The sequence below is a fragment of the Staphylococcus sp. GW821-FHT11H10 genome (assembly GCF_058807855.1).
Map to the genome: position 1 here is coordinate 20,575 of NZ_JBXARC010000023.1, position 13,505 is coordinate 34,079.

The following is a 13,505-nucleotide window of genomic DNA, read 5'->3' on the forward strand; positions in this document are numbered from 1 at the left end:
TCTTAAAATAAAAATCGATTCTTATAACGTAAATCATCAAAAGACTGTTGCTGATCTAATGTAATTCTGTTACCAATTCTCGCCATTAAACAATTAGCTGGATGACTCGTAATTTCTGGATCATCAGTAGCAAATACTTCTAATCCACCTTTAGACATTAATTTTTGCATCATTTTTTTATATTCAAAAACATCTAATTTAGCTGATTTCAAATCCCAATGCCAATAATACTCAGTTGTCAAAACAATATAGTCTTCAAACTCATCTTGAGAAAGACTTAATGAAATAAGTTCACCACCAAGATGAAACTGTCTAAAATCACGATGTACTTCTATTGCACCTAACTCAATTAAATAGGGTAGCTGTCCTTCAGCCCATCTTTCAAATTCATCGGGATAGTGATATGTTACATACCCTATGACGTGTTTGTTTTCTCGAGCAATATAAATACGACCTTCAGGTAATTGCGTAATTTCTTTCAAAGCGTCAAATTGATCTTTTGCCGGTCTAAAGGCATTTAAGGACTCATCGAAAGAAAGCGTTTTCAAATAATTGCATGAAACAGGGCCTTCAATAGTGAAATGCTTATTGTTAATTATAAGGTGCTTGGTTACGTTTGTTTTAATGTGTTTCATTCATCTCACTCCCAATATGAACTACTATTATAGTTATTTTATATTTATTTAGAGAAATAAACAAATTAAATTGTAATAATTATCTAAAAATTTTGAATAACACAAAAATTAATGTATAATACTTTTTAAAGAAAGCGATTTCATTAAACAAGGGGGAGTTTACAATGAAAGTAGAAGTATTTGAAAGCGAGCAAGGTAATTATAATTTACAAGACTATGAAAAGACATATCAGGACTTTGATTGGGATAAAGTGAAAAAAGCTTTCTCATGGAATGAAACAGGAAAAATAAATATGGCTTATGAGTGTATTGATCGTCATGTTGATAATGGTAAAGGCGATAAAATTGCACTTAATTATAGAGATGAAAAACGTAAAGAACAATATAGTTTTAATGAGTTGAAAGTGCTATCAAATAAGGCTGCCAACGTTTTAGTAGATAAAGCGAATGTTCAAAAAGGGGATCGTGTATTTATCTTTATGCCAAGAACGCCTGAACTATATTTTGCCTTTCTGGGTATTCTAAAAATTGGTGCTATCGTTGGTCCATTATTTGAAGCTTTTATGGAAAAAGCGGTAACTGATAGATTAGAAAATAGTGAAGCAAAAGTCATTGTTACTACAAATAGTTTACTAGGCAGAATTCCTAAGGATAAATTACCTCACTTAGAAACAATAGTAGTTGTTGATGATGAAGTTGATGAACAATATGTTGATTTCAATAAAGAATTGAATCAAGCAAGTGAAGAATTTGATATTGAGTGGTTAAAAGAAGATGATGGTTTAATCTTACATTACACATCAGGTTCTACTGGTCAACCTAAAGGGGTATTACACGTTCAAAAAGCAATGTTACTTCATTATATTTCAGGTAAATATGTATTAGATTTAAAAGAAGACGACATTTACTGGTGTACAGCTGATCCTGGTTGGGTTACAGGTACATCTTATGGTGTGTTTGCACCGTGGTTAAATGGTGTTACAAATTGTATAGCTGGTGGTCGATTCTCCCCTGAACAATGGTATAGCATGATTGAAACATTTAAAGTAACAATTTGGTATACTGCGCCTACAGCATTAAGAATGTTAATGAGCGCTGGTGATGATGTAGTAGAAAAATATGATCTATCATCATTACGTTCAATTTTATCTGTTGGTGAGCCACTTAACCCTGAAGTTATTAAATGGTCTAAAGATGTATATGATAAACGTGTATTAGATACATGGTGGATGACAGAAACAGGGGGCCATATGATTGTGAATTATCCTGCAGTTGACGTTAAATTAGGTTCTATGGGTAAACCATTACCGGGAATAGAAGCTGCTATTATAGATGACTCAGGTAATGTATTACCACCGAACAGAATGGGTAATTTAGCTATTAAAAAGGGTTGGCCATCTATGATGTATTCAATTTGGAAAAACCCTGAAAAATATAATTCTTACTTTATTGGAGATTGGTACGTTTCAGGTGATTCAGCATATCAAGATGAAGATGGTTATTTCTGGTTCCAAGGCCGTGTTGATGACGTTATTATGACTGCTGGTGAGCGTGTAGGTCCATTTGAAGTAGAATCGAAATTAGTTGAGCATGAAGCAGTAGCTGAAGCGGGTGTTATCGGTAAACCAGATCCTGTCAGAGGCGAAATTATCAAAGCCTTTATTTCATTACGCCAAGGCTATGAACCTTCTGATGAGCTAAAAGCAGATATTCGTAAATTTGTTAAAGAGGGGCTATCAGGTCATGCAGCACCAAGAGAAATAGAATTTAAAGATAAATTACCTAAAACACGTTCTGGTAAAATTATGAGACGTGTGTTAAAAGCTTGGGAGCTTAATTTAGATGCAGGCGATTTAAGTACGATGGAAGATTAAACTTTAATGAATATAAGTAAGCTAGGACAATTATTGGTCCTAGCTTTTTTAATGATTAAAGTTGACCTAAGTCGAAATAAAGGTTTTTGAGTTCATACTATGATGTATTTTTACTTTAAATGTTTATATTTATAAAATAAATTTATTTAAATTAGCAGATTTATCATAAAATTAAGTTAAATTTTACACAAATCATTGGAAACGCTCTCAAAAATTCGACATCGCTTACATTGTTAGTTATTATTAATATGTAAGATTAAAAGAAACCTTAAGCAACTGATTTGAGGTATTCTTACATAAATCAAATTATAATTAACAAGGGGTTGAAATAAGTTGGCACATTTATCAGATTTAGATATTGCTAATCAATCAGAACTAAAACCTATTGGAGAAATCGCTGAAAAAGCTGGAATCCCAGCAGACGCATTAGAACAATATGGTCACTATAAAGCTAAGATTGATATCAATCAAATCAAACCAAAAGACAACAAAGGGAAAGTCGTTTTAGTAACTGCAATGAGTCCAACACCAGCAGGTGAAGGTAAATCTACAGTTACTGTTGGATTATCTGATGCGTTCAACGAATTAAAGAAAAATGTAATGGTAGCTTTACGTGAACCAGCATTAGGACCTACATTTGGTATTAAAGGTGGGGCAACTGGTGGAGGTTATGCGCAAGTATTACCAATGGAAGATATTAACTTACACTTCAATGGTGACTTCCACGCAATTACTACTGCAAATAATGCTTTATCTGCATTTATCGATAACCATATACATCAAGGTAATGAATTAGGTATTGATGTACGTCGTGTTGAATGGAAACGTGTATTAGACATGAACGACCGTGCATTACGTCATGTAAATGTTGGTTTAGGTGGACCTACTAACGGTGTACCTCGTGAAGATGGTTTCAATATTACAGTTGCCTCAGAAGTAATGGCAATCTTATGTTTAGCTCGTAATATTAATGACTTAAAAGAAAAAATTAGCCGTATTACTATTGGTTACACTCGTGATCGTAAACCAGTTACAGTTGCAGACTTAAAAGTTGAAGGCGCATTAGCAATGATTCTTAAAGATGCTATTAAACCTAACTTAGTTCAAACTATTGAAGGTACACCTGCATTAGTTCATGGTGGACCATTCGCTAACATTGCACATGGTTGTAACTCAATTTTAGCTACTGAAACAGCACGTGATCTTGCAGACATCGTTGTAACAGAAGCAGGATTCGGTTCAGACCTTGGTGCTGAAAAATTCATCGACATTAAAGCTAGAGAAGCTGGTTTTGAACCTTCAGCAGTAGTTTTAGTTGCAACAGTCCGTGCCCTTAAAATGCATGGTGGCGTAGCTAAAGATGACTTAAAAGAAGAAAATGTTGAAGCAGTTAAAGCTGGTATTGTTAACTTAGAACGTCATGTTAACAACATCCGTAAATTTGGTGTTGAACCAGTTATCGCATTAAATGCATTTATTCATGATACAGATGCTGAAACTGAAGCTGTAAAAGCTTGGGCTAAAGAAAATAACGTTAGAATCGCTTTGACTGAAGTATGGGAAAAAGGCGGTAAAGGTGGCGTTGAATTAGCTAACCAAGTACTTGAAGTTATTGAACAACCAAATGATTTCAAATTCTTATATGATTTAGATCAATCATTAGAAGAAAAAATTGAAACAATCGTTAAAGATATCTATGGTGGTTCTTCAGTTACATTTAGTAAAAAAGCTAAAAAACAACTAAAAGAATTTACTGACAATGGTTGGGGTCAATATCCAATCTGTATGGCTAAAACTCAATATTCATTCAGTGATGATGCAACTGCTTTAGGTGCTCCAACTGATTTTGATATTACTATTAGAGAATTAGAGGCTAAAACAGGTGCAGGATTTATTGTTGCATTAACAGGTGCAATCATGACTATGCCTGGATTACCTAAAAAACCAGCTGCATTAAATATGGACGTTACAGAAGACGGCCATGCAGTAGGCTTATTCTAGTAGATTGAAGTACCGACTATTATAATGTATTATTATGTTACGTTGAAAACTGTCGACAAAGCGCAAAACTTTGGCGGCAGTTTTTTTATGAATTTGCTTTTGAAACAAAATATGAATTTAGTTAAATAAGATATTTCATCAGTTATGCAGATTGATTATTATTTAATTGCGGTTTTGTAAGTAAATGGTCATAGATATGATAACGTTTAGCGTGGCGGTATTCCTCTTTATCGATTACACCTTCAACAAGCATTCGTTTTAATACATAATGTTGACGATCAACACTGATTTTGACTTCTTTATAAGTTTTTAATTCACCATTCTCTTCATACGGTGTATACATATACGGGCTTTGTAATAAACCAATAAGGTAAGCAGACTGTGCAATATTTAAATCTTTCGGTGGAATACCGAATAAACTATAGGACGCAGACGCAATACCTGTAATATTGTTACCTTCATAATCTCTACCGAAAGGTACAATATTTAAATATGTATAGATGATTTCATTTTTTGACAATAAATTTTCAAGACGCATTGCTAAAATAAGCTCATTTGCTTTTCGACTATATGTTTTTTTACTTGATAGCACTTGGTTTTTAACTAATTGCTGAGTAATTGTACTACCACCAGTGCTTTGATCAAGATTAAATACATCTTGTATCATTGCTCGTACGAGTGCTTTTGGAAGGATACCTTTATGTTTATAAAACATGGTATCCTCGGAAGAGGTAAGGGCTTTAATAACATTTGGATTGACGTGTTTAGGACCTACTATTAGAGAGTTCTCAGATTTATCATATTCACTTAAGACATCAGAATTTTCATGATTTATTAAATCGTCACCTGCAAAATGCAAGACTTTCTGTTTTAATTCACGGTCACTTATTTTAGACGATTCATGCGTTAAATGATTAAAATAAATAACTGTACCTATAAATCCTATTAAACATATAAATAACCCAACACTAAATAATCCTACAATTGCATGTTTCGTTTTTTTGTAGAACTTTTCAAATGAATTAAACTTAGTATCTCTATTAATGTTGGTTAACATCTCTTTCACCTTAAGCTTCCTGAAATTTAAATATAGTATACCATAATCACTGATTTGACTTTTATATTTTTAATACTTATAATTAATTACAATTCAATATATTTTGGATAAGAGGACAAGTAATATATTTGTGATTTCCAGAGAGTTAGTGGTAGCTGTGAACTAATAGTTGCACTTATATGAATACACCTCATTATGAATTGTCCAACGTTTATTAATGAACGTATCATTGATAGAGTGAATAGCAATATGCTATTTAAGTATGGTGGTAACGTGCTCAAGCGCCCTTACATTTAACGATGTATGGGTGCTTTTTATTTTTCATAAATAGAGTATAGATCACTAAATATTAAAAATAAGTCTTTGTTTAGGAGGAATATAGATGTCAAACGCTTTAATTGAAGAGTTACAATGGAGAGGTTTAATTTATCAACAAACAGATGAAAGTAGCATTGAAGAATTATTAAATAAGGAACAAATTTCTTTATATTGTGGTGCTGACCCTACTGCTGATAGTCTGCATATTGGTCATTTACTTCCCTTTATGACTCTAAGACGTTTCCAAGAACATGGTCATCGACCTATCGTTCTAATTGGTGGGGGAACTGGTATGATTGGTGATCCATCCGGTAAATCTGAAGAACGTATACTACAAACAGAAGACCAAGTAGAGGCTAACGTTGAGGGTATTAGTGCTCAAATGCATAAATTATTTGAATTTGGTACTGATAAAGGTGCCATTTTAGTTAATAACAAAGATTGGTTGAGTCAAATCTCATTAATTAGTTTCCTAAGAGACTATGGTAAACATGTTGGTGTGAACTACATGTTAGGTAAAGATTCTATTCAATCTCGCCTTGAGAATGGTATATCTTACACTGAATTCACTTATACTATACTTCAAGCTATCGACTTTGGTCATTTAAACCGTGAATTAAATTGTAAATTACAAGTTGGTGGTTCAGATCAATGGGGTAATATCACTAGTGGTATTGAATTAATGCGACGTATGTATGGACAAACTGAAGCATATGGTTTAACAATTCCTTTAGTTACGAAATCGGATGGTAAGAAATTTGGTAAATCAGAATCAGGTGCTGTATGGTTAGACGCTGACAAAACAAGCCCTTATGAATTTTACCAATTTTGGATTAATCAATCAGATGATGATGTCATTAAATTCTTGAAATACTTCACATTTTTAGATAAAGATGAAATTAATCGTCTCGAAGAATCTAAAAATCAAGAACCTCATTTAAGAGAAGCGCAAAAAGCCTTAGCGGAGAATGTTACAGAATTTATTCATGGTAAAGAGGCATTAGATGATGCCATTCGTATTTCTAAAGCTTTGTTTAGCGGCGATTTAAAGTCATTATCAGGCAAAGAATTAAAAGAAGGCTTCAAAGATGTTCCTCAAGTTGAATTATCAACTGAAACTTCAAATATTATTGATGTCTTAATTGAAACAGGCATTGCGACGTCTAAACGCCAAGCACGTGAGGATGTTAATAACGGTGCTATATATATTAATGGGGAAAGACAACAATCAGTAGACTATGAATTAAGCAATGAGGATAAAATAGATGATGAATTTACAATCATTCGTCGTGGTAAGAAAAAATATTTCATGGTTAACTATAAATAATAAGGTGTAATTTTATTGGCAATGTAGCGAAATCTTATAGACTTTGCGCATTGCCCTTTTTATGAAAAATAAATAGAGTACGGGTATAATAAATATGTTATAAAGATTAAAAAGAAGTGATGAAATGACTAATAATAAAGAAGAAATTTTAATGAGTAGCTTTAGAGATTTGTTTAATAAAATAGGTTGGCTAAATAAGGATAAAATGGAACAGGCACTTAAGGGGTTCAAATCATCTGAAGTTCATTGCGTTGAAGCGATTAAAGAATATCAGAATCCCAATGTACAATATTTGGCGAATAAGCTATTTATGACAAGAGGTGCAATTAGTAAATTAACAAAACGTTTGCAGCAAAAAGGTTTAATTGAAAGTTTTAAAAGTAAAGACAATAAAAAAGAAATATATTTTAAGTTAACTACACAGGGTGAAAGCGTTTATCAAATTCACTCTGAATTACATGAAACGTTTCAAAAAAGAGATCAAAGTGTTTTTGACAGCATGACAGAAGATGAATTTAACAATATGATGACCTTCATTAATAGGTATAATCAACATTTGGATCAACTAATCGAACAAGAGCATCGATCATTATAAGAGATTAAACTTAAAAACTCGCTTACAAGTTAAGCGAGTTTATTTGTTATATATTGTTGACAAGGAAACAAAAAGAGAGTTTATTTTGTTGATGTGGAAACAATATATAGGAGGCACATATGTCAAAATTAAATGATAGTCAAGTATCTAGAGAAATTATGATAGCTGCTTGGGCAATAGCATTGGGAGCTATAGCACCTATGTTAGATTTAACAATGATTAACATTGCAATCAAACAGCTTAACAACACATTTAATACAACAATTGAAATCACTCAGTGGGGGATAACAGGATATGTCCTTGCTTTAGCGCTAGTTATTCCAATAGCAGGATGGCTGGTTAATCAATTTAATGGTAAGTATGTATTTATCGGAGCCTCAATTCTATTCGGAATTACATCTGTATTAGCTGGTATTAGTTGGAATGCAGAGAGTTTTATTGTGTTCAGAATAATTCAGGGAATGTCTGCGGGCATAATTACAACGTTAATGTTCACGCTATTGATTAAGACAACGGGTCAAGACAATATTGGGAAAGTCATGGCTGTCGTAAGTACACCTATGATATTCGGGCCCATCTTAGGACCAGTTATTGGTGGATTTATAATTCATATTGTGTCTTGGCGCTGGATGTTCTTTATTAATGTCTTAGTCGTAATCATCGCTATATTATTGCAAATTAAATATTTACCGAACTTTGTCCCTTTTAATAAAAGTAAGTCCATTGACATTTTAGGAATGATACTGTTAGGTCTTATTAGCATATCAACCATATACGGCTTAACAAAAGCAAGTGATTACCATAGTTTTTATAATAGAACTACTATTCTTCTTTTGATTATTGGTTGTATTATGATACTTATATATTATATTCATAATAAAGTTAAACATGATAATACTATTTTGCCGTTGTCACTTTTTTGTAAAGGAAATTATACAGCATCGTTTATAGGCTTATTTCTCTCAAACATAGGTATAATGGGACCTATGGTCATAATTCCGTTATATTTTCAGACATTTAAGCATTACACTCCTATTGAAGCTGCTTTAGCTCTGATACCACAGGGAATAGGAATGCTTATTACAAGACCATACTTGGGGAAATTAATCGATCAGTATGGAGCGAAATGGGTGGTTTTAATAAGTGTTATAATCTCGATGTTTGGATCAATACCTTTATTATTTATTACAGATCATACTAGTATCATTGCTCTATCCATCATCTTATTTTTAAGAGGATGTAGTATTGGGGGCATTAATTTAGGTTTAACTACTTATGCATATATGGGCATTAAAGAGAGTGTATTAGCTGAAGCGGGTGTGGGAATTAATATGATTGAAAATATTGGTTCGAGTTTTGGAACAGCTTTCATAGCAACAATTATTAGAGTTGTAATAAATCAATTAGGTAAATCCTTGACGCACAATATAATCGCTTATCATGCTGGATTCTTAGTATCAGTCATTACATTATTTTTAATCATCGTTCCAGGACTATTTCTTACCCAGAAGTCAAAGGCGACAATTTAAGCATTAAGAAGGCCAGTAATTGATTTTGAATAATCATTTACTAGCCTTATGAGTATGTTCTGTTCTTTTGTTAGAAAAACTATTGTATAAATTGACTGTTTCGACTATTGTCTGATTCAGAGTCAGATGATTGATTAGATGATATATCGGACTGGCTTTTTAGATTAACATTAACTGTTAGCATTTTTCCATCACGTATAACAGTTAGTTTAGCAGTCTCACCAGGCTTCTTATTTTGATACAGATAAGTTCTTAAATCAGTATCTTCTTTTACAGTTTTATCATCTATTTTAGTAATGATATCTCCTGTTTTTAATTCACTTGAGCGACTTACTTTAGCAACATAAATACCATCATCACGATCTGTGTTTAATTCTTTTTTATAAGAATCAGGAATATCACTTAAATTTAGTAAACCAATTCCTATAGAAGGGCGTTCAATTTTACCGTTTTTAACAAGTTGTTCAATAGTTACTTTAACTTCATTACTTGGAATAGCAAAACCAATACCTTCTACTTGCTCAGCGGCTATCTTCATAGAGTTGATACCAACCAAGTTACCATTAATATCTACTAATGCACCACCAGAGTTACCAGGGTTTATTGCAGCATCAGTTTGCAAGACGTTAACTTTAGTACCACCAGAAGTAGTATTTGACTCAATTGTACGCTCATTCGCTGAAATAATTCCAGAAGTAACTGAATTAGCAAATTCCAAACCTAGAGGATTACCCATAGCGAATACACTATCTCCTGTTTGCACTTTAGAAGAATTAGCAAATTTAATTGATTTGATACCCTTAGTATTATCTATTTTCAAGACAGCTATATCTGATACAGTATCCTTCCCAATTAACTTCGCTTTAACTTGTTTACCACTATGTAATTGGACTTTAATCTCAGAAGCACCACTTATCACATGGGTGTTTGTCACAATATAAGCAGAATTATTATTGATTTGATAGATGACACCAGAACCAATACCTGCTTCTTCAGATTCGGATGATGATTTACCTTGTAAAAAATCTTCTAAACCATTAGCTTTTTGCATATTAATGACACCTACTATCGCAGGTGATACATCTTTAATCATTGCATTAACAGATTTATATTTATCACTTTTTCCGTCTAATACATTTCCACCTTTACTATTATTGGCTTCTTGAACTTGGGCACCACCATTATCTATTCCAACTAAACCCATTATTTTACTAGCACCTAAGACAAGTAAAGCACCTATCACACCAGCAATCAATGCAACGATAATTGTTTTAAACCATGGGAATTTAGGTTTTCCAGGTTGAGGTTGCTGATAGTTGTTATAAATTGATTGATTCTCTTGATTAAATTCAGACATATTTAACCTCCATTATAATATTAACCCTTTATTTAATTATGAAAGGTTTAATTATATTTTGCCAGTAATCCACCATCAGACTTTAGATGTATCTTTTGATTAGTTGTTCATAAATAAGGATAATGATAAAATCAATAAAGTATAGAAATCAATAAGCAGGTGACATGATGTATCAATTTATAAGTAGACTATTAGATTTGATATTAGTCAAAATGGCTAAATCATTGTATGTTATTGGAAAGGAGAATATACCTAAAGATAACAAATACGTAGTAACATGTACTCATGAAAGTTATAATGAAGTGATTATGTTAGGTATGGCATTAGTTCCTAATGAAATTCATTACATGGCTAAAAAGGAATTATTTAATAACAAGTGGTTTGGACAATTTTTAACTTCATTGAATGCTTTTCCTGTTGACCGTGAAAATCCAGGACCAAGTACATTGAAAAGACCAGTTAATTTGTTAAAAGAAAATAAAACTGTTGGTATCTTCCCAACGGGACATCGTACATCAGCTGAAGGGGCTCCATTAAAAAGAGGCGCTTCAACTATTGCAATGTTAGGCAAAGCGCCAATTTTACCAGCAGCCTATGTAGGACCTAAAAAATTACATGGCTTAATTACTGGTCAGGCACTTATTAAATTTGGTGAGCCAATTTATCAATCAGATATTCCTAAAGATTTAAAAAGAAATGAAAAAATAGATTATTTAACACATGAAATTGAAAGACGTACAGCACAATTACAAAAAGAACTACACTTAATTCAAGATAGTTTAGAAAAATAAATTATAGTAACTAATTAACAATAAACACTCTATTTAATGACTCTAATAGTTATTTTAATAGGGTGTTTTTGTTTTTAAATATACACTTAATTAATTTCGGTGAGTTTAATATGTGAATTGTTATTTTTATAAACTTATTTAAATTTAAAATTTTACATTTATATGTTTAAGAGCTTTAACGTGTTAGATACCTATATGCTCATTATATTTTTAAAATGATTTAAAATTGACACATCAAAAGCGCTTACATTTATGATAAATTAATAAAGGAACTATATACATAACTTAGTTATATATAAATTATTTGAATAATACGTGTTTTGGGAGTGAGTAGAATGTTTAAGTTTTTTCAAAATTTAGGTAGATCTTTAATGCTACCAGTAGCTGTTTTGCCCGCTGGCGCAATTATCGTAGGTATAGGTAATTTGCTTAAAGCATTAAATTTATTACCAACAGTGTCGTTGTTCTTCACTACTGTGGGGACAGCAATACTAGGTCAACTAGGGCTTATCTTTGCAATTGGTGTAGCAATAGGCATGGCTAAGAAAAACGATGGTGCAGTGGCTTTAGCAGGTGCATTAGGATATGCACTGGTTGTAAAAGTTTTATCTCCAGAGTTTATAGCACCATTATTTAATATAAAAGAAAGCGCTGTGAACGATGGATTTAGTAAGATGGATAATTCAAATGTGTTTATAGGGATTATTATTGGATTAATCGCGGCTTATTGTTATAACAAATTCAGTGATGTTGAATTACCAACAGCGTTATCATTCTTTAGTGGTAAGCGATTAGTTCCAATCATGACTGTTTTCTATTGTACGTTCTTAATTGCGATTTTATTATTTGCTTGGCCATTTATATATTCAGCAATTGTAGCTTTTGGTAAATGGCTAATTGGTTTTGGACCATTCGGTGCATTCCTATACGGCTTCTTTAACCGACTATTAATTCCTACTGGGCTTCACCATGCATTAAATGCTGTGTTCTGGTTTGATACAGCAGGAATTAACGATATCGGTAAATTCCAAACTGGACAAGATGCAATCAAAGGTATTACTGGTCGATATCAAGCAGGGTTCTTCCCAATTATGATGTTTGGTATGCCAGCTGCAGCGTTGGCGATGTATCACACCGCTGAATCTGCTCAGAAAAAACAAGTATATGGTTGGTTTATAGCAAGTTCCATTTCTGCATTTATGGTTGGTGTAACTGAACCGATTGAATTTGCATTTATGTTTGTTGCACCGGTATTATTTGTAATCCATGCATTATTAACCGGTTTGTCATTATTTATAGCTGCACTATTCCATTGGACAGCAGGATTCTCATTTAGTGCAGGTTTAATTGATTACGCATTATCACTAATCAATCCAGTGGCTAATCATCCGTTAATGATTTTAGTTCAAGGCATTGTATTCTTCGCTTTATATTACTTTATCTTTAGATTTGTCATTAAAATCTTTAACCTCAACACAATTGGTCGTGGTGACAATTTATTAGCTGATCCAACTGTTAATACGACTGAGAAAGATGGGGCAGAAACTACAAGTAAAAGCAAATATCATCACACAGCAAGTCAAATCTTAGAAGGATTAGGTGGTAGTGAAAATATTACTACATTAACCAATTGTGCTACTAGATTAAGAATGGAATTAAAGGATAATTCTATTATTGACGAACAAAAAATTAGAAATGCAGGAGCGGTAGGCGTAACCAAAAATGGTCAACACTCAGCACAAGTTATAATTGGCACTCATGTACAGCAAGTCGCAGATGAAATTGAAAAGCAAATGTAAAATTTATAGTTTCATTTTTTAAAAGTATTAAGACAGACAAAATATGTCTTACTGATTTGATAAGATATAACCATATTGATAAATATCTGTTGTTCAATTAACTGATGAATTTTAGGAGGCTACCTAGAATTCATCAGTTTTTTATTATGGCTCTATAATAAATTGGACTGATGACTAAAAATCATCAGTCCAATTTTTATGTTTGAATACAAAAATGGCGCA

The 13,505-nt window shown here is 32.4% G+C and carries 10 protein-coding genes; 7 read left to right on the top strand and 3 right to left on the bottom strand.

Annotated elements, in window-relative coordinates; translation table 11 throughout:
- Positions 1 to 2 precede the first annotated feature (2 nt).
- Positions 3 to 635 carry a GNAT family N-acetyltransferase gene (locus AC1RRU_RS10540; RefSeq protein ID WP_011275489.1) on the bottom strand — a complete coding sequence of 211 codons (633 nt, stop codon included), beginning with the start codon at positions 633 to 635 and terminating at the stop codon, positions 3 to 5.
- Positions 636 to 799: 164 nt separating this feature from the next.
- Between AC1RRU_RS10540 and acsA the strand changes: the two genes are divergently transcribed.
- On the top strand, positions 800 to 2,509 hold the full coding sequence (gene acsA, locus AC1RRU_RS10545) for an acetate--CoA ligase (RefSeq protein WP_016930822.1): 1,710 nt from the start codon (positions 800 to 802) through the stop codon (positions 2,507 to 2,509).
- Positions 2,510 to 2,842: 333 nt separating this feature from the next.
- Positions 2,843 to 4,510: a formate--tetrahydrofolate ligase gene (locus AC1RRU_RS10550; RefSeq protein ID WP_011275491.1), complete on the top strand. Its 1,668-nt coding sequence runs from the start codon at positions 2,843 to 2,845 to the stop codon at positions 4,508 to 4,510.
- Between the two features lie 142 nt (positions 4,511 to 4,652).
- Here the strand turns inward: AC1RRU_RS10550 and AC1RRU_RS10555 are convergent, their stop codons facing one another.
- A complete protein-coding gene (locus AC1RRU_RS10555; protein WP_011275492.1) occupies positions 4,653 to 5,567 on the bottom strand; it encodes a biosynthetic peptidoglycan transglycosylase in 915 nt (304 codons plus the stop codon).
- Between the two features lie 382 nt (positions 5,568 to 5,949).
- Here AC1RRU_RS10555 and tyrS point away from each other — a divergent pair, with 382 nt between their 5' ends.
- From tyrS to AC1RRU_RS10570, 3 genes are all read left to right on the top strand, one after another.
- Entirely contained in the window at positions 5,950 to 7,212 is a 1,263-nt protein-coding gene (gene tyrS, locus AC1RRU_RS10560; protein WP_011275493.1) for a tyrosine--tRNA ligase, read from the top strand.
- 124 nt (positions 7,213 to 7,336) lie between these two features.
- The gene (locus AC1RRU_RS10565; RefSeq protein ID WP_016930823.1) at positions 7,337 to 7,807 is read left to right on the top strand and encodes a MarR family transcriptional regulator; all 471 of its coding nucleotides are present in this window, start codon (positions 7,337 to 7,339) and stop codon (positions 7,805 to 7,807) included.
- 119 nt (positions 7,808 to 7,926) lie between these two features.
- Complete coding sequence (locus AC1RRU_RS10570; protein ID WP_046464760.1) at positions 7,927 to 9,336, top strand: DHA2 family efflux MFS transporter permease subunit; 1,410 nt, start codon at positions 7,927 to 7,929, stop codon at positions 9,334 to 9,336.
- 79 nt (positions 9,337 to 9,415) lie between these two features.
- Here the strand turns inward: AC1RRU_RS10570 and AC1RRU_RS10575 are convergent, their stop codons facing one another.
- Positions 9,416 to 10,693 (bottom strand): S1C family serine protease, encoded by a 1,278-nt coding sequence (locus AC1RRU_RS10575; RefSeq protein ID WP_046464761.1) that lies wholly within the window; start codon positions 10,691 to 10,693, stop codon positions 9,416 to 9,418.
- Between the two features lie 167 nt (positions 10,694 to 10,860).
- Between AC1RRU_RS10575 and AC1RRU_RS10580 the strand changes: the two genes are divergently transcribed.
- Both AC1RRU_RS10580 and nagE read left to right on the top strand, forming a co-directional pair.
- A complete protein-coding gene (locus tag AC1RRU_RS10580; protein WP_011275497.1) occupies positions 10,861 to 11,484 on the top strand; it encodes a lysophospholipid acyltransferase family protein in 624 nt (207 codons plus the stop codon).
- Positions 11,485 to 11,819: 335 nt separating this feature from the next.
- The gene (gene nagE, locus AC1RRU_RS10585) at positions 11,820 to 13,283 is read left to right on the top strand and encodes an N-acetylglucosamine-specific PTS transporter subunit IIBC (protein WP_046464762.1); all 1,464 of its coding nucleotides are present in this window, start codon (positions 11,820 to 11,822) and stop codon (positions 13,281 to 13,283) included.
- The last annotated feature ends 222 nt before the right edge of the window (positions 13,284 to 13,505 follow it).

Excerpts from the sequence above, each read along its gene's own strand:
- AC1RRU_RS10540 (WP_011275489.1), bottom strand. The coding sequence starts at position 635 with ATGAAACACATTAAAACAAACGTAACCAAGCACCTTATAATTAACAAT.
- AC1RRU_RS10580 (WP_011275497.1), top strand. The coding sequence starts at position 10,861 with ATGTATCAATTTATAAGTAGACTATTAGATTTGATATTAGTCAAAATG.
- AC1RRU_RS10570 (WP_046464760.1), top strand. The coding sequence starts at position 7,927 with ATGTCAAAATTAAATGATAGTCAAGTATCTAGAGAAATTATGATAGCT.
- AC1RRU_RS10555 (WP_011275492.1), bottom strand. The coding sequence starts at position 5,567 with ATGTTAACCAACATTAATAGAGATACTAAGTTTAATTCATTTGAAAAG.
- acsA (WP_016930822.1), top strand. The coding sequence starts at position 800 with ATGAAAGTAGAAGTATTTGAAAGCGAGCAAGGTAATTATAATTTACAA.
- tyrS (WP_011275493.1), top strand. The coding sequence starts at position 5,950 with ATGTCAAACGCTTTAATTGAAGAGTTACAATGGAGAGGTTTAATTTAT.
- AC1RRU_RS10575 (WP_046464761.1), bottom strand. The coding sequence starts at position 10,693 with ATGTCTGAATTTAATCAAGAGAATCAATCAATTTATAACAACTATCAG.
- nagE (WP_046464762.1), top strand. The coding sequence starts at position 11,820 with ATGTTTAAGTTTTTTCAAAATTTAGGTAGATCTTTAATGCTACCAGTA.
- AC1RRU_RS10565 (WP_016930823.1), top strand. The coding sequence starts at position 7,337 with ATGACTAATAATAAAGAAGAAATTTTAATGAGTAGCTTTAGAGATTTG.